A 24,315-nucleotide genomic window follows, 5' to 3' on the forward strand; every position below is an offset into this window, starting at 1 on the left:
GGAAAAAATTATGATTAAACTATTTTTAATGACAGGCAGTTTATTTTGTATGCTGTCAGTGGTGTTGGGCGCATTTGCAGCCCATGGCTTAAAAAGCCGAGTGTCTGAATACGCAATCGGCGTATTTAAAACCGCAGCAGAATATCAAATGGTGCATGGCCTTGCGCTAATTGCGATTGCCATTTTAATTAAATGGGGAATTAACTTAAGCTGGGCTGGTTGGTTTATTATTGCTGGTATTGTGCTGTTTAGCGGTAGTTTATATTTATTAGCAATCACAGGTTATAAGTGGTTAGGGCCAATTACGCCACTTGGTGGAGTCTGTTTTATAATCGGCTGGGTTATTTTATTAGTGCAAGTGGCACGCTTCAAATTTTAATAGAGAATATCGCGCGAGTGCGTAATTAAAGGGTTTTTATGTCAAGTGTAGTGATTTACTGTCGTAGTGGGTTTGAAAATGATGCCGCTGCAGAAATAACATTTCATGCAGCAGAGCAGGGCTTTGCAGGCTATGTAAAAGCAAAACCTAATACCGGTTATGTGATCTATGAATGTTTTGAAGCGCACCATAGTGACGAAATCATTAAAAAAGTCGATTTCAAAAATATGGTGTTTGCCCGTCAATGGTTTGCTGGGACTTTGCTGGAAAATATGCCTGTTGAAGATAGAGTTGGCGAAATCGTAACAGCCGCAGTCGATTTTCCACTTTGCTCAGAGTTACGTGTAGAAACCCCGGATACGAATGAAGGTAAAGAACTATTAACGTTCTGCAAAAAAATCTCAACACCACTTAAGAAAGCGCTGGAAAAACAAAATACTGTATTACGTGAACCCAAAGCTAACCGTCCAGTTATGCACGTTATGTTCTTAACTAATAACACCGCTTATGTGGGTCATTCGTATAGCTATAATAATTCACCATTTTTTATGGGTATATTGCGACTACGGATGCCAAGTGATGGCCCAAGTCGCTCAACGTTAAAGCTCGATGAAGCGTTTAATGTGTTTATTCCACCTAACGAAGTTGAAGCGCGTGTTCAGGCAGGCATGCGCAGTGTTGACTTAGGTGCATGCCCCGGTGGCTGGACATATCAGTTAGTGCGCCGTGGCATGTTTGTTAGCGCCATAGACAACGGCCCAATGAACGAAGATTTAATGGAAACAGGCCAAGTTAAACATTTTCGTGTTGATGGCTTTAAGTACCGACCAGAAAAAAGAAATATTACCTGGCTGGTATGCGATATGGTGGAAAAACCAACCAAAGTAACCAGTCTAATGATTGATTGGGCGGTTAACGCTTATGCTAAAGAGCTCATATTTAACTTGAAACTCCCTATGAAAAAGCGTTTTGATAGTGTGTATGAATGCTTAACCATGATCAAAGAAGAGCTTAATAAATACGGCATAAGCTATGAGCTACAAGCTAAGCATTTATATCATGACAGAGAAGAAGTCACAGTACACCTGAACGTGACAAAAGTGCCGCAAAGCCTATATAGCTAATTAATTTTAGTGTGGCATGAATACCGGCTAAATAAAGGTAAAAATTGATGTATAAGAACCAAGAAGTTATTTTGCGCTTGCGCGCTAATATACCACAGTTTGAATGTGTAGAAGGGTGTCATGATTGCTGTGGACCGGTGACAACATCATCTGAAGAAATGTCACGATTACCAGTAAAAACAGACGCTGAGCATGAAGCCGCACTAAATGAATTTAATTGTGTACATCTGGGCCCTAAAGGCTGCACTGTATATGACGAGCGGCCATTGATTTGCCGCTTGTTTGGTACTACGCCTCGAATGCCTTGTCCGAATGATCGCAAGCCAGAGCAGCCTGTAGACATTAAAACAGAGCGCGAAGTGCACCATTTTATTGCCAATACACGTCAAGTTTTAGTCTAAATAGAAGGACTATTTGGGGGACTTTAACGGTTTGCTAGCAGTCCCCTTTGAATATTGCTATTAGCGGTAATTAGGGCGGTATTGGTCTACCCATAAGCGCGTTGCACCGCACACTGCCACTGGCATAACAATTAAATTTACGATAGGAATTGCAGTAAGTAGCAGAACCGCTAAACCGAACCCGTACGACAACGTTTGCTTTTGTTTTAGGTCTTGCTTCATTTCGTTAAAATTGATTTTATGATTATCAAATGGATAGTCTTTATATTGCACCGCATACATCCAGCAAGTAAACATCACCCATAGCACTTGGCCAATCACAGGCAATACCCATAACAAAATAAAGAAACCGATAGCGCGTGGTAAATAGTAACAAAGCTTTGTCCACTCACGGCCAAGCATTCGCGGCACGTCTTTAACAATATCTGCTAAACCATCATCATTTATTTTTTGACCTGTCAGGTATAGCTCTACTTTTTCACTGAGTAAGCCATTAAAGGGTGCAGCAATAAAGTTAGTGATCACCGTAAACACCATACTGTAGCTAAATAAAATAACTAATACGGCAATCGGCCACATTAACCACTCGAGCCAACTTAACCAACTTGGTAATAGATCATTTAAATAAGCAAAGCCATCAGTAAGCCAGCCATATAAAAAGAATAACGAGCTACCAAACAGCACAATATTGATTAATAAAGGAATAAATACAAAACGTTTGAGGCCTTTTTGAGTGATCAATTTAAAGCCAGAAAAAAAATACTCCATACCCTGCGTAAACTGCACGTTAAAACCTCAAATCATACCAACATTGCCCATAGTATAAATTGCTCAGATATTTTGAACAGTATTTTTGCGTAACAAAGTGTTTAATATCTAATGAGCAATAAAGTGTGTAGTCTCAAAAGCGTTGTCTTTATATTTATAGCAAAACGAAGTGCCTGATTGAATCGCAACAAACACTGGGATATGGTTTATATATCAACAATAATAAATTAAACGAGAGATGTTGCTGGCTCGTTTATTGCGCAGGAAGTTTTAAATGACTATGAAAAAGTTATATCTGTTTCTGTTGTTACTGATGCCGCTGGTAAGTCAGGCTAATATTACTGATTTGCAAAGTAAAATGATGCGTTTAGATACAGCACTTTTTGATTCTTTTAATCATTGTAATAACCCAGAACAACTTGCTAAGCACGCGAGCTACTTTGCTGAAGGTGTTGAGTTTTATCATGATAACGGTGGAGTTACCTGGGATCGCAATTCCATGATAGCTAATACTAAACAATATGCGTGTGGCAAGTATACGCGGGAGTTGGTCAACGGCACGTTTGAAGTGTTTACCATTAAAGACTTTGGTGTAATGACCAAAGGAACCCACATATTTTGTCAAGATGGCGGCAACAAATGTGACGGTAAAGCTGATTTTGTGATGCTTTGGCATGACTTAGGCGACAAATTAGAAATTACCCGAGTATTGAGTTATGGGCACCGTAGTAATATGGATAATAAATAAGGGAGCTTGCGGTTAAACTTCGGCTTAGCTTTGTTGTTGCTCTGTGGGTGATGCTGCCATTTAGGTATATACTAACCAGCCTTTTTATATGAGCGTCTGTGATGTCTAAGATTTTTATTATCGGCCTACCTCGAACTGGCACTACTAGTATTAGTGTTGCGTTGTTAGATATGGGCTTGTTGGTTGCGCATACCGCATTTACTAAAAAAGCCTTTGAAGTGGCCGATGCGATATCAGACGCGCCATGCTTTAGTGATTTCAAGCAATTAGATTTATTATTTCCCCACAGCAAGTTTATTTATTTAAATCGAGAGCTTAGCGCGTGGTTGCCATCCATCACCATGTTGCTTGAAAAAATGGCGCCGCATCTGTGTCTTAAAACAGGCCATTTTAATCCAGTATTAAAACGCAGCTTTCAACAAACTTTTCCTAATATTCACCCTCTGAATGAGTGTGAATTGACTGCTTGTTATACACAACATCAACAGGCAGTATTAGAGTATTTTAAAGATCGTGATGATTTTTTATCCCTTGATGTAAGCGAGCAGGGCGCCCTTTTTACACTAAAGCAGTTTTTGGGTATGCCGACAGATGGCGATACTAATTTTGCGAAATTAAATGTTGGCCGAAATGTCGCCAACTGGCGTGAATATAAACACCCCAATAAAGTGAATGCCAACTTGGCAGGCGCAGAGCACCGTAAGTTCTTTGATTACGGTTGATTTTCAGCTGATTGTGGCTCTTCACTATCTACTGAACTGCGAACGTTGCCACTGCTGAAAAAGGTAAGATCACCGATTAAATCAGGTATTAGTCGCTCACTATTATAGTCATAAATTTTATTCATTTGAGCTACGTGAAAGACGTTTTCGATACGAGCAATATTTTTTAGTGCCCAAGCTTCAACTGAGTCTGAGCGGGTAAACTGCTCAGGCAGTTTTTCTTTATCATCAATTAGTGTTTGCCATAATTCGTTTTGAATTTGCGCTGGCGTGCCGGTGAACTGCTCTAGCGCATCGTTTATCCAGCCCATGCCAATGTTGTTATAGGCGTTTAAGATATTGTTATAAAGCTCACTTCTATTAGAGTCAGAGCTAATATTATCTTGCTGTGCAACAAACTTACCATTATCCATTTGGTAATACTGTTTATTGGCTTGATAATTAGTTTGCTGTGCAAGGTAGTCTAATAAGTTTGGCTCACTGTCTTTATCAACGTCATTGAGCATAGTTAATACATCATCGTTTTGATGGGTTTTCAACAGACTCATCATGTCGATTATACTGCTGCTTTGCTCAAGTGTGCTTTCAGACAGGTGGTCATTCAATTGGATAAGCTGGCCTTCGCTAAAGGTTTTTTCAATTAATAAATCGGCATAGTTATTTGCTAACTCATACTTTGCTGTGTTGGCGCTGTAGTTTGATTTAAACCAATTAATGTTTTCAGGCATGCTGATCATTACTAACGTTTCATTACCATTTTCATTCTCACCGATTGGTGACACTGGTTTTTTATATTCATTCCCTTGCTGTAATAGTTCACCCATTGTTGCAATAGTACTGCTTAAGGCATCGTCTGAGAGCTTGCTTAAAGATAAAATTAACTGCTCACTAATATTTCTGTTTTCTATGCCAAATAAGTGACTTGAGGTTTTGACAGCAAATTGGGTAAATGCAGTAAGTTCTTCATCACTCATCTTTTGTACGAGTTCAAGTAACTCAGCGGTTGGCTTGAGATGTTGAAACATGTTTTTTAACTCACCATCTAGACGATCTACTTGGTCTAAAAAAGCATTTATGTCATCGTGATCTGTAAAATCACCATAGCGGTAGCTCGGCTGTGTGATTGGTTCTCCCATGTTAATGGTATTATTAGAAACGATACTGTGATGTTTCATACCCAAATAGGAAGAGGGGGTATAGTCTAAGTTAAACCTACGGCCTTTAAAGGGGTCATGCAAGGGCGTACTTGCTGCGCTTTCCAGCTTTGATAAGTTACCTTGTGGTTCGATAAGAGTCGTTGCAGTTTTAAATTCAGCGGCCCGATTAGCAGACACTTTCTGTAACGCTATCTGCTGTATTTGATTAAAATTAGTTAGTTTCATTGTTATTCCTTTAACGATACCTTATATAACTTATCGGCGCTGCACGATAGAACTTGATGTTATAGCTTGTTATTTTATAAAGCTTTAATAAATACAGTAGCTAACAGAGTATTAAAGTACAGTGCTACGACAAAAGTTGTAACTGATAAAGGCATAAATAAACGATAAATCCATTATTCTGGGTTGTTCATTCGCTGCAATTCGGTATAGTTTGCTATCAAATTATAATTATAAATTAGAGCTTTTATGCAGTTAGTCGACTTAACCCCCCATGATCAGGATGTGATTAATGTTTTTTCGGATATCGATAGACTGATAAATTCACTGTACCCAGTCGCGACGGCTCAGTCGTTATGCCTCGATGAACTTGGGCAGCCTAATGTATTTGCAATAGGCTTAAAAAATGAGGATGGGATTGTTGCATGTGGTGCGATTGTGAAACAGCTTGATACCGTACCTTATGGTGAAATACGCCGTCTCTATGTAAAACCGAGTTATCGTGGAAAGGGGTTGTCTCGACGTATTATGCAAATATTATTGCATCATGCAGGTGAGGAGCAAATCCCTTTGATCCGATTAGAAACAGGGCCAAAACAAAAAAAATCAATTAGCTTATATGAAAATCTAGGCTTTCAACCCTGCGGCCCGTTTGGTAACTACACTGAGAATCCACAAAGTTTATTTATGGAGCTTGGGCTTAGCCAGTAAACTTATTTAATTTTTACAAAGCAGTTGAGTAGATATAACCCACGTTTAAGAGGCGTTATGAAAACCCAAAAGTCACTCTGTTTAATTTTTAGCTGCTTTGTTTTCATCACCGCCTGCGACGCTTTCAATAAAGGAAATTCTGAACCCATACCGGCTGAGCCGTGGTGGGCGTCTTTAGAGCCAGATGTTGTGATTGAGAATGATGAGTTTTACTTAAAATCATGTGACTCTGTAACGCGAGTTATTAATAATAATGGTAATAAAACAGCCCGCGTCATTTTACAGATCCCATTTCGATTACTGACATCGTGTCCTAATCAATTAGAAAACAACAGCACATTGCAATTTGATGGCACTTACTTAACCCTTACTCTTTGTCGCACTGCAATAGGCGCAGGTGGCTGCGCTGAAGAGCGCTACAGAACCCGCGACTTTGAGCATTGGCAAGAATACATAGGCATAACTTGGCTCAATGGTGAAGAATATCAAGCATGGCGAGTGTTAGGCTCAAAGTCATCAAAAGCAGATGAAATCAGCAAAGTGATTAAATCTAAAAATTAATTAAACATGCCACCTTTTTCTTGCCCACTACTGGCCAAAATCTTTGTTTTATCTAGCGTAGCAGGCTCGCAATGCTTTGTTTTAATGGGATTCGGGTTGCTATATTGCATTTCTAATTATCAACACTAAAACTCACTCGTTACGAGCAAAAATACTTGTTGGACTTGATAAGCTATTTTTCTTTTAATGCGCGCAACAGCCGCAAGGCATTCATTAAATAAAAGAGAAAGATAAATGAAAGAGACAACATCACTAGAACAAGCTCGTACGAGTTACAATGTTCGTCATTGGAGCCAAGGTTTTTTTGGTATTAATGATCAAGGTGATGTGTATGTTGCGCCAAAGGCTGATGCCCCGGAGCAAACCATTGCACTTATTGATATCGCGAAACAACTTGAAGATAAAGGTTTAAGTCTGCCTGCTTTGGTACGTTTTCCACAAATCTTGCATCACCGTGTACATAGTTTATGTGCGGCATTTAATACCGCAATTGAAAGCTATGGTTACCCTAAAGATTACTTACTTGTTTATCCAATTAAAGTGAATCAACAACGTGAAGTGGTTGAAGAAATCGTGGCAAGCCAAGCTAATGTTGAAAAGAAACAACTAGGTTTAGAGGCGGGCAGTAAGCCTGAGCTATTAACCGTTTTAGCATTAGCTGAAAAAACCAGTGCAGTGATTGTATGTAACGGCTACAAAGATCAAGAGTATGTGCGTTTAGCGCTAATTGGTGAAAAGTTAGGCCACAAAGTGTATATCGTGCTTGAGAAATTATCAGAGCTGGATATGGTACTTAGTCAAGCCAAAGAGCTTAACGTAAAACCACGCATTGGTATTCGCGTACGTTTAGCGTCGCAAGGTAAAGGCAAATGGCAAGCCAGTGGCGGTGAAAAATCAAAATTTGGTTTATCGGCTTCACAAGTATTACATGTTGTGAACCGCTTAAAAGAAACTGATCAGCTTGATTTAGTACAGTTAGTGCATTTTCATTTAGGGTCGCAAATGGCCAACATTCGCGACGTACGTTTAGGTGTAAGCGAAGCGGCGCGTTTTTATTGTGAATTACGCAAATTAGGCGCGCAAATTGATTGCCTAGATGTAGGTGGTGGTTTAGCTGTTGATTATGATGGCACGCGAAGCCAGTCTCATAACTCAATGAACTACAGCTTAGCAGAGTACGCAAATAATATTGTTTACACCATAGGTGATATTTGTAAGCAGTATGAGCAACCGTTCCCGACCATTATCTCTGAGTCAGGACGTGCGTTAACTGCGCATCACGCGGTTCTTATTTCTAATGTGATTGGCACTGAAAGCTATGAGCCTGAAGAAATTCAAGCACCAGCCGAAGATGCACCATTATTACTGAATAATATGTGGTTATCGTGGCAGCAACTGCATGTGTTGACTGATGACCGTGCATTGATTGAGATTTATCATGATAGCCAAGGTGACTTAGCTGAGGCGCATAACCAGTTTGCGATGGGCTTATTAGATTTAACCCAACGTGCATGGGCAGAACAAATTAACTTACGTGTATGTTATGAACTTAATAAACACATGGATAATAAAAACCGTTTTCATCGTCCGATTATTGATGAACTTAATGCGCGGTTAGCGGACAAGTTTTTTGTTAACTTCTCATTGTTTCAGTCACTGCCTGATGCGTGGGGAATTGATCAAGTGTTTCCAGTATTACCATTAAGTGGTCTGACTGAAGCACCACAACGTCGTGCGGTATTATTAGATATTACGTGTGACTCAGACGGTGCACTTGATCATTACGTTGATGGTCAGGGCATTGAGAGCACTTTGCCAGTGCCTGCATTTAGTGCAGAAAAACCGTATTTGATGGGCTTTTTCTTAGTGGGCGCGTATCAAGAGATTTTAGGTGATATGCATAACCTATTCGGTGATACCCACAGTGCGATGATCAGCATGGATGAGCAAGGCCAGGCGAGTATCGTAGAAATTAATCAAGGTGACACAGTGGCAGATATGATGCGTTATGTGCACTTAGATGTTGAAGGTTTTCAATCTTCATATGCACAGCTGGTGGCTGCAAAATTACCACAAGCTGAGCAACAAAGCGTGCTTGATGAATTACAAGCGGGTTTAGACGGTTATACTTATTTAGAAGAGCTTTAATATGACCACTTTGTTTGATCACCCTGATCACTCATTGTATTCCAATGGCATGACGTTTTTACGTCAGCCAATGGTACAAAATATTGCTGACATCAATGCTGATGTTGTGGTGTTAGGGTTGCCATTTGATATGGCAACCTCAGGACGCCCAGGCGCGCGTTTAGGCCCTGATGCGATTCGTCGTGCATCAGTGCACTTAGCGTGGGAAGAAACAAAATACCCATGGACGTTTAAATTGTTTGAGCGTTTAAAAGTAGCTGATGCAGGGGATTTTACTTACCCAGTTGGTGATGCTGAGTACTTTACCGCTAAGCTTGAACAAGCAGCCACAGGTATTTTAAGCCAAGGCAAAACGATTTTAGGTTTAGGGGGCGATCATTTTGTAACCTTACCTTTATTACGCGCGCACGCTAAACGTTTTGGTAAAATGGCGTTGGTGCATTTTGATGCCCACACCGATACCTACAGTAATGGCTCTCGCTATGACCACGGTACCATGTTTTATCATGCGCCAAAGGAAGGGTTGATTGATGTTGATCACAGCATTCAAATAGGTATTCGTACTGATTTTGACCAAAGCAAACATGAGTTTGCAGTGATTGATGCCATGACCGCTAATGATTTATCGGCGCAGACTATTGCTGAGCAGATTCAAGCGAGAGTGGGTGATTTACCAGTGTACATCACCTTTGATATAGACTGCTTAGATCCAGCATTCGCGCCAGGTACTGGCACGCCAGTATGTGGTGGCTTAACCAGTGACAAAGTACTTAAAATATTACGTGCTCTTAAAGGCATTAATATGATTGGTATGGATGTAGTTGAAGTGTCTCCTTCGTTCGACCAAAGTGAATTAACCGCGATTGCCGCAGCAACTATTGCCAGTGAGCTACTGCATTTATGGGCACTAAAGCATAAGTATTAATATGTTTTAATGCAGATTAAAAAGCGCCAATTTGGCGCTTTTTTTGTTTATAGCTATCTCACTTGAACTTCATATTATGCTTTTTGGCATAAAGTAAACATACTGGTATTTCAATTACCAAATAAGTTAAAAAGGTGAACCAAAACCAATTCATTTCAAACCAGACCCAATTAAATACTATGTGCGAATTGTAATAAAGGCTGCCTGCAATGGTTAAAGTGATCGCTGTAGCAAATAAATCCTGTATCGATACTTTTTTAAAATCATTCCCCGCAAAGCGTGGGTAAATAAAACCATACCCTAGCGCAATCATGATAGCGGCTAAAATAATTAACGTTAACTCAGGTGTCATTTTGGCTTATATTGCCTCGCATAATCAATACGCTCTTGTGAGCTTGGGTGTGTTGATAAGTATTCTAACCAACTATCATCAAGTTTAGCCTTTTCATCTAAGCGTGCTTGCAGGGCTTCAATTGCATCAGCAAAATCATGATTAGAGTAACCTAATGCAATTAACTTTTCGATGGCATACTGATCAGCTTCGCGTTCCATATCCCGTGAAAATGCTTGCTGTAAAAAAGACGAGCCAGAGCCCAAAACCACTTCTGTAATACCTTCTAAGTCACCAAAAATAACCGCGAGAACAATACTACTGGCTGCCGCTTGGGCGGTCAGGCGAATACCGTGATGGTACTCAACATGACCAATTTCATGTAATAAAATTGCGCGTAGTGCGTCCGGCTTATCATTTAAGAGCTTAACAAGCTCATCGGTAACAACAACGCGGCCATGTGGCAGTGCAAACGCATTAGCCGACAAGTAGTCTGATTTATAAAATGAGAGTCTAAATTTAGCGGCATCTAAATTCAGCTGCGTGAGCATCGTTTGCCATTGTAACTGTAATGCTGATTGTTGGTCTTCACTGAGCTTTGTTGGCTCTAAAGCAACTTTCTCAATCACAGTGAGAGCTTGCTCTCCCATGTTTTCAACGGTGCTAGGTGAGGCCAAGCTTACGCTATATACCGCGATGGCTGGGATGCCTCGGTATAAAATAAACCACAATAACAGTGGCGTTAAGATAATTGACAGTAAAATAAGCGCTTTATTTTTTTCTAAGCGTTCTGTAAGTCCCTGTTTATCTGGAGCAAACGGCCAGCGAAAATTTATATCCTGGGGCACAAAGCGGCCCCCTTCAGAAAAGCTGATTGCGGATGCAATACCCGGCAAAGGGCTTTCTAACTGGCAATTTACGAGTGATGAAGACACTAAAAGCTGTTGTTGAGCGTCGATAAGTTGCAGGTTGTCGTCAGTGACAATAGCGCTGCATTGTTGATGCTGGCTGCTATTAGGGTAGTAATAGCAGCCAGTGATAGGAAAATCACTCATTTAAGTAAGCGAAATATCAATATCAAACACATTTGCCGCTTCTTCAGCAAATGATGATTGCTCTTGTTGTGCTGTATCAATAATTGCAAGGGCACCGCTGTAGATGGTCACCTCTGTCGCTTTAGCAAGTAGGCGAGCTCTGCGTATTTTTGCCCATGGGTAAGCCATGCCTAAACTAAAAATAATTGCCAGTGCATTAGTGAATAACAATATGGCGTAGTCTGCGGCCTTTAAATCAGATTTAAAGCTGGTCACATCGCTAAACTCACTACTGTTAAAAATATGGTTACGAATAATTGATTGATAAACCGCACTGATCAAGGTCAGAAACGCAATATATAAAGCCATGATCAGTAATGGAAAAAATATTGTCGAGATACTTAAGCTCTCTGCATCAACATTACCTACACTCATTGCAACACCGCTGAGCCCTGCAAAAATACCAAAGATAACTAAGCCTGCGATTGCGACTCCGATTGTAATAAGTGTAGCCATATAATAGGTTTCACCTTTGAGATTCACATTGATAGCTTTATTACCGTAACTGATATTTTCATGTAAATATTGATCCATACGCTTTAACGCGTAAGGCAGTAATAAATACAATGTGAATACACTGGCGATAGGCAATAGTACAAAGTTAACGAATGCGTCGCCGTAGTTGCCAGAAAATGCAAAGCGTACGTTACGATGGCGGGTCATACGCATATTAAAACGTAGGCCTTGGTTAATGATCCAAGGCATAGCTAATAAAAAGCCTAGTGCGAATAAAAGTCCAATTAATGGTAATAACTGTACAACAAGGCTGTAAATTACAAACACCACCACCGCTAAAATACGGCCTTTGAGAATTTGTATTGGGGTGGCTAGGTAGTCAAAACTATGGCCATCGATTTGGGTGTTACCATAAAAATAACGATAGGTGCGTACTTTTGCCCATGCCGAATAAATACCGAGGGTTAAAATACTAAGCAAAATATTGACTATCCAGATGCCAAAAAATTCGCCAGCTTGACCGCTAAATTGTACTCGGCCTTGAAAGATAGTTGGATTAGTCGCGATTGGTGATTCAGTTGAATGTGTGGTGGGTTCCATTTTTATTTCCAGTTCCTTTTATTAAGCAGCAAAAGTTACTAAAAAAATGCTTTTTAATCAATCATAATCAACAGTAGAAGCCGATTAAACGGTAGAAAGACTGAGTTTTCAATTTTAGAACTTCCAGTTATATCTGTTATACTCACGGCGTCATTTTATGAGGCTGTTATGATTTCAAAAAACCAACTCAAGTTAATTCGTGCATTAGGTCAAAAAAAATACCGAAAGCAACATAATCAATACCTTGTACAAGGTGAAAAAAACGTACTTGAGTTATTGGCAAGTGGCTTGGCAATCGTTGATGTATTTGCTACAGCTGCCTTTATTGCCCAGTTCCAAGCACAATTTAATCATGTCACTATGATAGAAGCGGATGAAGACAGCCTTACTAAAGCCAGCACTTTAGTGTCGAACAATGCAGCTATTGCTATTATGGGTATGCCCAGTGTTGAATTACCGAAAACTGACGGATTAATCTTAGCTTTGGATGGAGTATCTGACCCTGGTAACTTAGGAACGATTATTCGCGTAGCTGATTGGTATGGCATACAACACATTGTTGCAAGCTTAGACAGTGCCGACCCGTATAACCCAAAAACCATCAGTGCCACTATGGGGTCATTTGTCCGTGTTGCAGTGAGCCAAGTTGAGTTGCCAAGCTATTTAAAGGCGCTTGATTTACCTATTTACGGTGCATTTTTAGAAGGTGAAAACCTGCATCACGCAACCTTAGCGCCATCTGGCGTATTACTGATGGGCAGCGAATCTCATGGTATCCGTGCTGAATGTGCAGCGTTGGTTACAAATAAAATTACCATTCCGGCATTTGGTGCAGCTGAATCGCTTAATGTCGCCATGGCAACGGGAATTATTTTAGATAATTTTAAACGCCAAGCTTAACCTTTTGACCCAAAGTGGGTTAAATTAACATCAAGCAGATAACAATAATAATCGGTAAATCAATTAAATGCGTTTGAGCACCATTAAATTAGCGGGTTTTAAATCCTTTGTAGAGCCCACTAAAATTCCATTCCCCGATCAAATGACCTGTGTCGTTGGCCCGAACGGCTGCGGCAAGTCTAATGTGATTGATGCGGTGCGCTGGGTGCTAGGTGAAAGCTCTGCTAAAAATCTGCGTGGCGATGCCATGACAGATGTTATTTTCAATGGCTCAACCAATCGTAAGCCGATATCTCAAGCGTCAGTCGAACTTATTTTTGATAACACCCAAGGGCATTTACCCAATACCTTTGCCGATCGCAACCAAGTGGCTATCAAGCGGCTAGTAACACGCGATGGGCAATCGTTATATTTCCTTAACGGCAGTAAATGTCGAAAACGCGATATCACCGATATATTTTTAGGCACCGGCCTTGGCCCGCGTAGCTATGCGATTATTGAGCAAGGTATGATCTCGCGTTTAATTGAGAGTAAACCTGCCGATTTACGGGTGTTTTTAGAAGAGGCTGCTGGCGTTTCAAAGTACAAAGAGCGCCGCCGTGAAACACAAACTCGCATTAAAAGCACCCGCGAAAACCTTGAGCGTTTACTGGATGTACGTAAAGAATTACAAGCACAAGTTGATAAGTTGGCGGTACAGTCAGTAGAAGCAAAGAAATACCGAGAACTAAAAGCGCAAGAGCGTACGCTCAAAGGTCAACTAGCTGTATTGAAATGGCAAAAATTACATCAGCAGCAAATGAGCAAAGCCGATAAAATGGCCCAGTTAAATGAGCAAATTAGCTTTTTTAAAACCGCTCATGCAGGCCATGACGATGTACTAGCAAGCCTTGAAAACCAAGTACAACACCAGCTTGAAAAACTCAATGATGCGCAGCAAACACAACATAAAACTCACACCGAGCTTACCCGTGCTGAGCAACAACAAATTAGCTTAAAGCAACAACAACAAACGTTTAATCATAATTTGCTTAAACAACAGCAATTGCAACTGCAAAACCAGCAGCTCCAACAGCAACAAAAAGATGATACACAACAGCAGCAAAGCGCTTTACAAGACGCGATTGAACATACCTTAATATGTACAGAGCAAGTTGCTGAAATGGCGGAAACTGTTGCTCATTTACAGACTGAAAAAGAGCAAAACTCTGCCACTTGGCAAGCCATTAATGAGCAGTTTCAAAGCATAAACGCGCAATATAGCCAACAGCAACATATCGCGGATCAATATACCCAAAATCTCCACTATATTGAAAATCAGCAAACTGCATTGGCCAGCGAATTAGCAGAACTTGCTGATAACCCAATTGCTGAGCAGGTAACGCAGCAACAACAATTAATGCAGTCGTTAACTCAAGAGCTTGCGGCAAAGCAAAGCGCATTAAACAAAGTGCAGAGCAATGTACAACAAGCCCAAACGGCTTTACGCAGCAGCCACGATACTCAGCAAGCACTCACGCAGCAACTTAACGAGAATAAAGCCAAAATAGCAGGCTTAAATTCAATGCTCGGGGATACTAAAGAGCAATCCGATGGTAATTTGCTCGCACAATTAGTTGTGCGTACCGGCTTTGAACATTTAGTAGAGCAGGCATTACAAGGACTTGAACAATTAAATGTCACCGTCGCGGCAACGCCTAACGGAGTATGGCCTGCACTTGATACTGCCCCTGAAGGTTCATTGGCGACATTTATCGAGCAAGGGGTTTATCCAGATTTATTACATCGCATTGCCTATAAAGATAATTTTAGTAATGATGATTTAGCTGAAAAGTTTTGGCTCGCTGTGATAGATAGCGATGGCAATATACATGGTCGCAATTGGCAACAGCAAGCGGCTAAAAATGCAGATAATTCGTTGCTTGTTAAGCATAAACAGTTGCAACAGGCCACGCAATTAACAGCACAGCTCAGTAGCGAGCTTGCGATACAAAACACTGCAGTGACTGCACAGCAGCAAGTATGCGAAGAGCTGAATGCGCAAAGCGAAACATTAAAAGCAGCGGTTCATCAGTTTGCGCAACAAGTGGCTTCGGGTAGTACTCGTCGTGAAATGCTTAAAGAGCAGCTGCTGCAATTTCAAAATCAGCAGCAAAAGTTACAAAGCAAACTCGCGCAATTAAATGTTGAACACAGCAACATTGAAAATAAGCTAACAGCTCAACAGCAACATATCGAACAGCTCGGCGCACAGCGGGATGAAATAACGGACACGCTCAATGCTGCGCAATTGGCGCAACAGCAAAGTGATGAGCAGTATAAACAAGCACATGCGCAGTTTGAACAGTACAAAACACAGGCTCATCAAGCAACGTTGAGCGAGCAAAAGGCGCGCAGTGAATGCCAACTTAGCGACACTAAGTTACAACATGCCGTTACGGCCAGTGAGTCAGCCCGCGAAGCTGTAATGGAATTAACGGCGCAAATAGAAGAGCTGGTGATGCCATTAGAAGAGGTGGCAGAGCAAATCTTACGCTTGTTAGAGCAACATCAACAAAGTGAGATTGAACTCAAAAATTTGCAAACAGCATTAACTGAAGCTAAAACAGCACTTACTGATAAACAAGCAACGCTCAAAGTTTCACAAGGTGAAATGCTCCAGCTGCAAGAGCAATTACAGCAACATGCCCTTGAAGAGCAAAGTTTATTAGTGAAAGCACAAGCAGCGCTTGAGCCGCTCGATGAATTACAACAAAACTTAAAAGAAGTGTTGGCGCAGCTGCATGAAAATGCCAACATAAATACTTACCAAGGACAGCTTAATAAAGTTGTGCAAAGTCTTGGTGAGTTGGGGGCTGTGAATTTAGCCGCGATTGATGAATTTGAACAAGCGCAGCAGCGTAGCCAGTACTTAGACGCGCAAGTGGAAGACTTAACTAAAGCGTTAACAACACTAGAAAGTGCCATTGGTAAGATTGATCGCGAAACAAAAACCCGCTTTAAAGCAACATTTGATCAAGTAAATCTTGATTTTGCTCAGTTGTTCCCCAAAGTATTTGGTGGCGGCAGTGCATATCTTGAATTAACCAGTGATGACTTATTGGAAAGTGGTGTTAGTATAATGGCACGCCCGCCGGGCAAGAAAAATTCAACAATTCACCTTTTAAGTGGTGGAGAAAAAGCGCTGACCGCATTATCATTAGTGTTTTCAATATTCAGGCTCAATCCAGCTCCTTTCTGTATGCTGGACGAGGTAGATGCACCACTTGATGATGCGAATGTTGGACGGTTTTGCCGATTAGTGGAAGAAATGTCACAATCGGTGCAATTTATTTATATCAGTCATAATAAAATTGCCATGGAAATGGCTGGCAGGTTGACGGGTGTAACAATGGCTGAACCAGGCGTTTCGCGTGTGGTCGCTGTAGATATTGAACAAGCGGTGCAAATGGCACACGCATAATTATTAATATTTGAGTAAATAGATAATAAAAGGTGAGGGGATGGCCGAACAATTAAGATGGGTTTTAATCATAATCAGTGTAGTAGTCATTGGTGGATTATTAATACATGGCCTATGGTCAGTGCGTAAAAAAGATGCACCCGCTGCGACAAATGACGAACGGGTTGAGCCTGCAGATCATCAAGCTGCTGTTGAACGTCAAAGTGCACCTGAGCCTGTGTCTTACAATGAGCCTGCAACTCACACTGAACGTGATGAACCGCAGTTTGGCGATTTAAGCTTTAGTGCTGATGAAAAACAGACTCACGTTGATCCAGTTGCCCCGCCAGAGCAACAAACTGCTTCTAATGTTGATAACATTACAACAGCTGCAGAGCCAACGGATGAAGTGATGACTGAGCAAGAGCCTGAGCAACCAGTAGCTAGTGATTTTATCATTGTGCACATCCAAATGCCTGAAGGCTTAAATATGGAAGGCAGTAAATTATTGCCAGCGGTTAATACGCTTGGTTTTAAATACTCAGAAGAAGGCTTTTTTAATCGCCATTTAGATCCTGCTGGCCACGGTCCTGTGCTATTTCGCTTAGTTAATATGTACAACCCAGGCACGTTTGATATTGATAATATGGAACAATTTAGTACTGCCGGGGTGAGTTTATTTATGACCTTACCATGTGATGGTGATGGCCTTGCTGCATTTAATATGTTGCACAGCGCAGCTAAAAAGTTAGCCGATGAATTTGGCGCAACGATTTTAGATTCACAACGTGAAGAAATGACTGTTGATAGCGTGCGTGAGTATGTTGAAAAAGTGAGACGTTTTTCAGTTTAACGACCAGTTATGTATAAAGTTAATTAGTTAAGAATTTTATAAGCCACTTAATGATGACTCGTTAAAGTGGCTTTTTTTTGTTTTTTTGAGGTCAGTATGTCCACTTTAGTGTTAGCGCAAATTACGCAACTTCGTCAACAATTAGAAGATCATAACCACAACTACTATGTGTTAGATAACCCGAGTATTCCTGATGCCGAATATGACCGATTGTTACGTGAGTTAAGTGCGCTTGAGACGGATAATCCAGAGTATATGAGCGCCGACTCGCCGACCCAAAAAGTCGGCGGAGCAGCGCTTGCTAAATTTGAACAAGTAACACATCAAGTACCAATGTTGTCGTTAGATAACGCCTTCGCAGAGGAGGAATTCAGCGCCTTTAACCGTCGTATTAAAGAACGTTTGATGGACAATAAAGAACTTACCTTTTGCTGTGAACCGAAACTTGATGGCCTCGCTGTATCGATTTTATATCGCAATGGCATACTCGTGCAGGCGGCAACCCGTGGCGATGGTCACACCGGTGAAAATATTACCACCAACGTGAAAACAATACGTAACGTGCCACTGAAATTACGCGGTGATGATTTCCCTGAGGAAATTGAAATTCGCGGTGAAGTATTTATGGACAGCGCAGGATTTGACAAACTAAATACTGAGGCTGAAAAGCGCGGCGAAAAAGTGTTTGTTAATCCTCGTAATGCTGCGGCGGGCAGTTTGCGTCAGCTGGATTCAAAAATTACTGCCAAGCGACCATTGATGTTTTACGCCTACAGTATTGGAGTTGTTAAAAATGGTGAGCTACCGAGCGATCATTATCAACAGCTAGCAAAATTAACTGACTGGGGTTTGCCACTGTGTCCAGAAACAAAACTAGTTGAAGGTCAGCAAGCAGCGCTTGATTACTATCACGATATTCTTGAGCGTCGCAGCAGCCTTAAATACGAAATTGATGGTGTAGTGATCAAAATCAACAACAAAGCCATGCAAGAGCGTTTAGGTTTTGTAGCGCGTGCTCCGCGCTGGGCAATTGCGTATAAGTTTCCTGCGCAAGAAGAGATCACTCAACTACTAGATGTTGAATTTCAGGTCGGCCGTACAGGGGCTATTACCCCTGTTGCCCGCTTAGAACCAGTGTTTGTCGGTGGTGTTACGGTATCGAATGCAACCTTGCATAACCGTGATGAGATAGACCGTTTAGGCGTTAAGATTGGCGATACAGTGATTATTCGCCGTGCTGGCGATGTGATCCCACAAATTACTCAAGTGGTATTAGAGCGTCGCCCTACAGATGCCAAGGAAATTGAGTTTCCGGCGATGTGTCCAATTTGTGACTCCCATATTGAACGTATTGAAGGTGAAGCCGTAGCGCGCTGTACAGGAGGCCTAGTGTGCCAAGCACAGCGCAAAGAAGCAATTAAACACTTTGCTTCACGAAAAGCACTCGATATCGATGGCCTTGGCGATAAAATTGTTGAACAGCTGGTGGATAGAGAGCTTATTAAAACGCCTGCGGATTTATTTATTCTTAAGCAAGGACATGTTGAGTCACTCGAACGCATGGGTCCTAAATCAGCCAAAAATCTGGTTGCAGCACTAGCTGATGCTAAACAAACAACGCTTGCCAAATTTTTATATTCTTTAGGTATCCGAGAAGTGGGTGAAGCTACTGCGCAAAACTTAGCGAATCATTTTTTAACACTTGAAAAAGTAACTAGCGCAACTATTGAGGCTTTAGTTGAAGTGAGTGATGTTGGTGAGATTGTAGCTAAGCATGTACAAGGCTTTTTTGCTGAACAACACAACCTAGACGTTGTTAATGCTTTAATAGAGCAGGGTATCCATTGGCCTGAACTGACTCCACCAAGTGAAGATTCACAGCCACTTGCAGGCTTAACCTATGTGTTAACCGGGACTTTAAACGAGCTTAATCGTAATGATGCCAAAGCACGCCTGCAACAATTAGGTGCAAAAGTCTCTGGTAGTGTTTCAGCGAAAACAGATGCCTTGATTGCCGGTGAAAAAGCCGGCTCTAAGTTGACTAAAGCACAAGACTTAGGGATTGATGTACTCAGCGAAGATGATTTAATTGCGTTACTGGCACAACATAATGGATAGCATTATTACACTTTTTCAGGACTTAGCGCTGACTTTTGGTCAGTGGCTAAAGCCGTACTTGTATAATATCGCTTTATTACTGGTCGTTTGCGTAGTGTCTTTGTATGCCAATGAGATCATTAAAACCACGAAACGCTTCGTAGCAAGGCGTCACTTTATTGTCAGGGTTTGTGCGTTTGTACTGGTAACTGGATTCGGTTTTGGTTTATTAGTGGTGTTTGTGACGCCACTCATTAGCCAATTACTGATGTTTTTTGGCACACGTTGGTTAGCACTTACCGTGATCACTGCATTTATCCTACTTGGCATCTTAGCTGATAGGAAAAACCAGTTATGAAGCGTTATGGGCCTGAGTATTGGGATAAGTACGGCACATATCGTACCCCAATCGCATTTCATTTGAGTTTATTGGTATTACTGCGAGCCTACTTTATTTGGATCATTGCGGCGCTTAGCCGTCGTCCTGAGCTCGATTTGATGTCATTGGCATTTCGCTCAAAAAGTGATTTTTTCAGTGCTTTGGCCATTGGCGCTATTGCAATTATTCCGGCGGTGGTTTTTTGCTTGCGCAGGCCGCAAAAAAGTGCCGATAGTGCTACACGTTTTGCCCGAATATGGCGTTTTATGCGCTGGCCGTTATTGGTGTGTGCAGCAGTAGATTTAAGCTGGTTGGTAATTCAAGCTGCACATAGTTATTATCAATTCTCGATGTTTTTAGCGTTGCAAATGGTAACAGTGTTATGGGTACTTCTGTATTTAGCCAAAAGCCGTTATTTAACGGTATTTTTTAATGACTGGCCCGATCCTGAAACCGATAAGAAAAGCGATTAGCCAAGCATGATTAACGAGGAGCAGCAATGCAAAAAATTAATCAACGATTGACGTTGATCGTCGCATGTTTTGGCATCGTACTGTTATTGTTGAGCGTATTTACTGGGCTATTTCAACAGGCTTGGTTTGTATTTTTAATTGCCTTATGGCTGTTTGTATTTAGCTCATGCTGTTACCGGTTAACGCCACTATTTATAGCGCGTAACCCGTTAGATAAATTTATTAAACGTGAGCAGCAACACCTTTTACTATTTACCTTGTCGGGATTTTTCGACAGGACTCATGGCCCGCAGTGGCTGGTCATTGATAGTATTGAGAAAATACAGTGTAATGATGACCAATGCACTATTTTTTCCAACGAGCAGCACCAATACACTATAGGCTTACCGGCCTCTAAAACTGAACTTATGTATTATTTTAATGGTCTTTTTACTGAGCATGAAAAGCAGATAATTATCATTTGCTGAAATTAAATTCTGCTTTACACGGTATAAGTTAGTTCAGTGAGCTGTGATTAATAAAACAATAGGAGGTATAGCATGCTACAGCAAGTTGGCCTCGGAGGCAGCTGTCATTGGTGTACAGAAGCTATTTTTAGTTCACTGATAGGCGTTGAAAGTGTTGATCAAGGTTGGTTTAAAAGTGCAGAGCAAGATAGTCAGTTCAGCGAAGCGATAAGACTACGTTTTGATCCTAAAAGGATCAGCCTCACAGACTTAATTGCTATTCATATCGATACCCACAGTGCCACCAGTAAACACAGTATGCGAGAAAAGTACCGCTCGGCTATTTATGTCTATAGCAACGAACAACGTGACGCTGCATTACAGGCTTTAAATTTAAAGCAGACTGATTATGCTGATCCTTTAATAACAAAAGTGGTCACCGCGGGTGAGTTTAAACACTCACCAAGTCAGTATCAAAATTACTATTTTTCAAACCCAAACAAACCATTTTGCGAAGTGCGGATAAATCCCAAGCTCGCAAGGTTATTAGCGCGATACCATGATAATGTGGATAGCAGTAAATTAACCCATCTTACTCAATGAGGTCAGTTATGTTGAATTGGAATGATATTTTAAACTTTGCCAATAAAGGTAATCCGCAGCCGAGCCGTAAAGTAGTTAAAACCGAGCAGCAATGGCGTGAACAACTAAGCGAAGCCGCGTTTTATGTTACTCGCAACAAAGGCACAGAGCGCCCACACAGCTCTGATAGCTGCACTTTGTTTGAACCAGGTAAATACGCCTGTGTGTGCTGTGATAACTTACTGTTTGATGGGGATGAAAAGTTTGACAGTGGCACTGGCTGGCCATCGTTTACTCAGCCTGCAGAAGTAAACTCAATTGCTTACAACAGCGATAAAACCCATGGTATGCAACGAATAGAGGCGGTGTGTAATGTGTGTGACGCGCATTTAGGGCATGTATTTCCAGATGGTCCAATGCCAAGTGGCCTGCGTTATTGTATTAATGCTGTATCATTACAAAAATTATAATCATCAATACAACCCCTGAACGCCTATTGAGTTTGATTTATACGCTCATTAAGGCTTGTCAGGTTCTTCTAAATTCGCAAGTGTCAGCCCCATAGCCGTTGCTTGCAAAACTATCTTGTTAAAGCGTTGCTGCTGCTCGTTATCCAGCGCCGTTGAGTTAAGCAGCGCATAACATTTTTTTGCCATCATGGTATTTAATGTTTGGCCATTTTGTTTGGTGTTATCAAATAGACACTGTAGCAAATTTAAAGCAATGCTGGGGTTACGAGGCATGACTCTAAATGCTTGGGTAAACGCTTCAAGCGCAGTATTCAATTGACCGCGATTAAACTGAGTTACTGCATGATTGTTGAGTTCTTTAGGACCCATTTTTATATCGCGGCGTTCGCTTTGCTGCTGCTGAATATACCGCAAATAAACCGGATCACTAACTGTCGGGTGGCGTTCACAATGGCTGATAATTTGGCTAAATAGTGACTGTGCCTTATGGTGAAACCCCAGTTCATGAAATGCTTTTGCTTTATCAAGCGCACCATCCACTGAGCGGATATGGTTATCGTCATCATCGAGCTGCTCGATCAGTAATTTCGCTTTTTGATGTTCATCTTTTAAATAGTGCAGCCTGGCATTTAGCACATCAATTTGCGCTTGATTATGACTATTTGGAAACTGGCTTTTTAAGTCTGTTAAGTACTTATTGGTTTGTCTTGAAATGCGTTGAATTTGGTCACTTTGATCAGTTGTTAAGGCAAAATCAATACCCGCGCGGGCGGCATTTAAATATACATCAGGGTGATCGTGGATTGAGTGCTTGGCAAAATTAGCGATGTCTTTTTGTGTTAGGTAGTTTTTTTCATAATCGTGATTGATCAGTGACACATGACTCAATGATTTTTGACGATCTATATTACGCGGAGCAATATCAACGGCTTGGCTTAAAAAATCTTGAGCTAATTCGAACTGGTTTAATTTTATTTCTAATTTACCAAGTAAATCCAATGCAACTAAGCGTGTTTCATGGCGCTGTAGCATTGTTCTAAGCATTCTTTGTGCAAGAATATGCTCATTATTCGCAATTAATGCTTCAACTAATCCTACCTTGGCCCAGGCGAATTTTTGAATGTCTAACACAGATTTAAAAAAGGCTTTTGCGACATCGGCACGTTTTAAGCGAAGTAGGGCATCACCTTTCAAACGTAGGAGTATTGCACTGTAAGCATTTCCTTTTTTATCAAGTGCAGTGTTGATCTCCTTCAATGCTTTAGAGTCATTACCATCGTCAATGAAGTTGTATATTAATTGCAAGTTGCTTTTACGCAGTAAAATGCGTTCTATACGGGTTTTAAGATCATATATTGTAAAAGGCTTTACTAAAAAATCATCAGGTTGCAGCTCTAAAACACTGTGTACAAGGGAACCGCTAGTCTCAGCAGAGATAAAAATGAAGCCGGTAGAGTTTTTTATTAGACGTTTAACCCGTAATTCTTCATACAGCTGATAGCCATCTTGATTTTTACTCAGATTAAACGAGCATACAATGAGGTCAAACTGCTCAGTGATACATTGCTCTTTAGCTGAATTTGCATGCTCAGCAAAGCGTAACTGCCGAAAGCCTAATTTTTCGAGAGATTGTTTCATATAGCTTTGAGCAAGAGGTTGCTCTTCAACTATCAGTATTTTGGCATTAGAAAAAATCTTTGCTGGCATTAGACTTGTGACCACGTGAACGTATCAGAGACTATAATAAACAGTCTAGTCGCTGACAAGGGAATTTAAAATTTAATACCGCAGACTTCGTTTATTTGATCAGTTATGGGTTTTCGAGCAGCCCAATTATAGCGCTAGTTATTGCTTGAAGGTATTAAGAGGTTTTATATGTGGTGGGTGATACTGGACTTGATACCTGCGACCCTCGCCATTATTTGTGAAGGGTGGCGATGCTCTTTCTTTTCAGCTGAGCTAATTATTTATCAAAGAATATAAGATTTGATTGAGAATATTTAGAGGTTTTATATGTGGTGGGTGATACTGGACTTGAACCAGTGACCCTCGCCTTGTAAGGGCGATGCTCTCCCAACTGAGCTAATCACCCACATATAAATTAAAACGCTACTATTAAAATAAATAGTACTGGACTTTAACCAGTGAACTTCGCCGTTACTTGTAAATAGCGGTGATGCTCTCTTTTCTTGTAACTGAGCTTGTGACCCATATTACAATTTTAAACATGTAACTATTGATATAATAACAGGTTTTATATGTGGTGGGTGATACTGGACTTGAACCAGTGACCCTCGCCTTGTAAGGGCGATGCTCTCCCAACTGA

General features: G+C 41.0%; 24 protein-coding genes and 1 tRNA gene. 18 read left to right on the forward strand and 7 right to left on the reverse strand.

What is annotated here, in order from left to right:
- Window positions 1–10 precede the first annotated feature (10 nt).
- Genes V7783_RS09945 through V7783_RS09955 form a run of 3 tightly spaced genes read left to right on the forward strand, consistent with a single transcriptional unit; the run spans window position 11 to window position 1,904 of the window.
- Complete coding sequence (locus V7783_RS09945) at window positions 11–379, forward strand: DUF423 domain-containing protein (RefSeq protein WP_064668062.1); 369 nt, start codon at window positions 11–13, stop codon at window positions 377–379.
- A gap of 38 nt (window positions 380–417) precedes the next feature.
- Window positions 418–1,503, forward strand: coding sequence for a 23S rRNA (cytidine(2498)-2'-O)-methyltransferase RlmM (gene rlmM / locus V7783_RS09950; protein WP_335678577.1), 1,086 nt, complete (start codon window positions 418–420; stop codon window positions 1,501–1,503).
- A 47-nt stretch (window positions 1,504–1,550) separates the two neighbouring features.
- Window positions 1,551–1,904, forward strand: a complete 354-nt coding sequence (locus V7783_RS09955; RefSeq protein WP_210797447.1) for a YkgJ family cysteine cluster protein — start codon at window positions 1,551–1,553, stop codon at window positions 1,902–1,904.
- Window positions 1,905–1,964: 60 nt separating this feature from the next.
- Here the strand turns inward: V7783_RS09955 and cysZ are convergent, their stop codons facing one another.
- A complete protein-coding gene (gene cysZ / locus V7783_RS09960; protein ID WP_442961361.1) occupies window positions 1,965–2,672 on the reverse strand; it encodes a sulfate transporter CysZ in 708 nt (235 codons plus the stop codon).
- 274 nt (window positions 2,673–2,946) lie between these two features.
- Between cysZ and V7783_RS09965 the strand changes: the two genes are divergently transcribed.
- Window positions 2,947–3,420 carry a nuclear transport factor 2 family protein gene (locus V7783_RS09965; protein WP_335678579.1) on the forward strand — a complete coding sequence of 158 codons (474 nt, stop codon included), beginning with the start codon at window positions 2,947–2,949 and terminating at the stop codon, window positions 3,418–3,420.
- A gap of 101 nt (window positions 3,421–3,521) precedes the next feature.
- Entirely contained in the window at window positions 3,522–4,142 is a 621-nt protein-coding gene (locus V7783_RS09970) for a sulfotransferase (RefSeq protein ID WP_335678580.1), read from the forward strand.
- Here the strand turns inward: V7783_RS09970 and V7783_RS09975 are convergent.
- On the reverse strand, window positions 4,133–5,524 hold the full coding sequence (locus V7783_RS09975; RefSeq protein WP_335678581.1) for a hypothetical protein: 1,392 nt from the start codon (window positions 5,522–5,524) through the stop codon (window positions 4,133–4,135). The two genes, V7783_RS09970 and V7783_RS09975, sit on opposite strands and share 10 nt — an antisense overlap.
- Before the next feature lie 246 nt (window positions 5,525–5,770).
- On the opposite strand from V7783_RS09975, the gene V7783_RS09980 reads away from it, so the two are divergent.
- The 4 genes from V7783_RS09980 to speB all read left to right on the forward strand — a co-directional run bounded on the left by V7783_RS09980 (window position 5,771) and on the right by speB (window position 9,866).
- Window positions 5,771–6,232, forward strand: a complete 462-nt coding sequence (locus V7783_RS09980) for a GNAT family N-acetyltransferase (protein ID WP_335678582.1) — start codon at window positions 5,771–5,773, stop codon at window positions 6,230–6,232.
- Window positions 6,233–6,289: 57 nt separating this feature from the next.
- Complete coding sequence (locus V7783_RS09985) at window positions 6,290–6,793, forward strand: hypothetical protein (protein WP_335678583.1); 504 nt, start codon at window positions 6,290–6,292, stop codon at window positions 6,791–6,793.
- A gap of 234 nt (window positions 6,794–7,027) precedes the next feature.
- On the forward strand, window positions 7,028–8,941 hold the full coding sequence (gene speA, locus V7783_RS09990; RefSeq protein ID WP_335678584.1) for a biosynthetic arginine decarboxylase: 1,914 nt from the start codon (window positions 7,028–7,030) through the stop codon (window positions 8,939–8,941).
- A gap of 1 nt (window position 8,942) precedes the next feature.
- Window positions 8,943–9,866: an agmatinase gene (gene speB / locus V7783_RS09995; RefSeq protein WP_335678585.1), complete on the forward strand. Its 924-nt coding sequence runs from the start codon at window positions 8,943–8,945 to the stop codon at window positions 9,864–9,866.
- Window positions 9,867–9,924: 58 nt separating this feature from the next.
- On the opposite strand, the gene V7783_RS10000 is transcribed toward speB, so the two are convergent.
- The 3 genes from V7783_RS10000 to V7783_RS10010 are packed head-to-tail and all read right to left on the reverse strand — an operon-like array spanning window position 9,925 to window position 12,347.
- Window positions 9,925–10,218 carry a hypothetical protein gene (locus V7783_RS10000; RefSeq protein ID WP_335678586.1) on the reverse strand — a complete coding sequence of 98 codons (294 nt, stop codon included), beginning with the start codon at window positions 10,216–10,218 and terminating at the stop codon, window positions 9,925–9,927.
- Window positions 10,215–11,252, reverse strand: a complete 1,038-nt coding sequence (locus V7783_RS10005) for a M48 family metallopeptidase (protein ID WP_335678587.1) — start codon at window positions 11,250–11,252, stop codon at window positions 10,215–10,217. Before V7783_RS10005 ends, V7783_RS10000 begins: the two co-directional genes overlap by 4 nt.
- Window positions 11,253–12,347, reverse strand: a complete 1,095-nt coding sequence (locus tag V7783_RS10010; protein WP_335678588.1) for a YjgN family protein — start codon at window positions 12,345–12,347, stop codon at window positions 11,253–11,255.
- 168 nt (window positions 12,348–12,515) lie between these two features.
- On the opposite strand from V7783_RS10010, the gene V7783_RS10015 reads away from it, so the two are divergent.
- From V7783_RS10015 to msrB, 9 genes are all read left to right on the forward strand, one after another.
- Window positions 12,516–13,247: an RNA methyltransferase gene (locus V7783_RS10015; protein WP_335678589.1), complete on the forward strand. Its 732-nt coding sequence runs from the start codon at window positions 12,516–12,518 to the stop codon at window positions 13,245–13,247.
- A gap of 67 nt (window positions 13,248–13,314) precedes the next feature.
- Window positions 13,315–16,710, forward strand: a complete 3,396-nt coding sequence (locus V7783_RS10020; RefSeq protein ID WP_335678590.1) for a chromosome segregation SMC family protein — start codon at window positions 13,315–13,317, stop codon at window positions 16,708–16,710.
- A 40-nt stretch (window positions 16,711–16,750) separates the two neighbouring features.
- Window positions 16,751–17,542: a cell division protein ZipA gene (zipA, locus tag V7783_RS10025; protein ID WP_335678591.1), complete on the forward strand. Its 792-nt coding sequence runs from the start codon at window positions 16,751–16,753 to the stop codon at window positions 17,540–17,542.
- Window positions 17,543–17,638: 96 nt separating this feature from the next.
- Window positions 17,639–19,660 (forward strand): NAD-dependent DNA ligase LigA, encoded by a 2,022-nt coding sequence (gene ligA, locus V7783_RS10030; protein ID WP_335678592.1) that lies wholly within the window; start codon window positions 17,639–17,641, stop codon window positions 19,658–19,660.
- Entirely contained in the window at window positions 19,653–19,997 is a 345-nt protein-coding gene (locus V7783_RS10035; protein WP_335678593.1) for a DUF3392 family protein, read from the forward strand. Before ligA ends, V7783_RS10035 begins: the two co-directional genes overlap by 8 nt.
- Window positions 19,994–20,491 (forward strand): DUF2919 domain-containing protein, encoded by a 498-nt coding sequence (locus V7783_RS10040; RefSeq protein WP_335678594.1) that lies wholly within the window; start codon window positions 19,994–19,996, stop codon window positions 20,489–20,491. The genes V7783_RS10035 and V7783_RS10040 overlap by 4 nt, the downstream gene beginning before the upstream one ends.
- Window positions 20,492–20,517: 26 nt before the next feature.
- On the forward strand, window positions 20,518–20,958 hold the full coding sequence (locus V7783_RS10045) for a hypothetical protein (RefSeq protein WP_335678595.1): 441 nt from the start codon (window positions 20,518–20,520) through the stop codon (window positions 20,956–20,958).
- Between the two features lie 72 nt (window positions 20,959–21,030).
- Window positions 21,031–21,540 (forward strand): peptide-methionine (S)-S-oxide reductase, encoded by a 510-nt coding sequence (locus V7783_RS10050; protein WP_335678596.1) that lies wholly within the window; start codon window positions 21,031–21,033, stop codon window positions 21,538–21,540.
- A gap of 8 nt (window positions 21,541–21,548) precedes the next feature.
- Complete coding sequence (gene msrB, locus V7783_RS10055; protein ID WP_335678597.1) at window positions 21,549–21,989, forward strand: peptide-methionine (R)-S-oxide reductase MsrB; 441 nt, start codon at window positions 21,549–21,551, stop codon at window positions 21,987–21,989.
- Window positions 21,990–22,037: 48 nt separating this feature from the next.
- Here msrB and V7783_RS10060 read toward each other — a convergent pair whose 3' ends face one another.
- Both V7783_RS10060 and V7783_RS10065 read right to left on the reverse strand, forming a co-directional pair.
- Window positions 22,038–23,696 carry a response regulator gene (locus tag V7783_RS10060; protein ID WP_335678598.1) on the reverse strand — a complete coding sequence of 553 codons (1,659 nt, stop codon included), beginning with the start codon at window positions 23,694–23,696 and terminating at the stop codon, window positions 22,038–22,040.
- A gap of 309 nt (window positions 23,697–24,005) precedes the next feature.
- Window positions 24,006–24,081: transfer RNA gene (locus V7783_RS10065), tRNA-Val, on the reverse strand.
- Between the last annotated feature and the right edge of the window lie 234 nt (window positions 24,082–24,315).

Source organism: Pseudoalteromonas sp. (assembly GCF_036960685.1).
Lineage (GTDB): Bacteria > Pseudomonadota > Gammaproteobacteria > Enterobacterales > Alteromonadaceae > Pseudoalteromonas.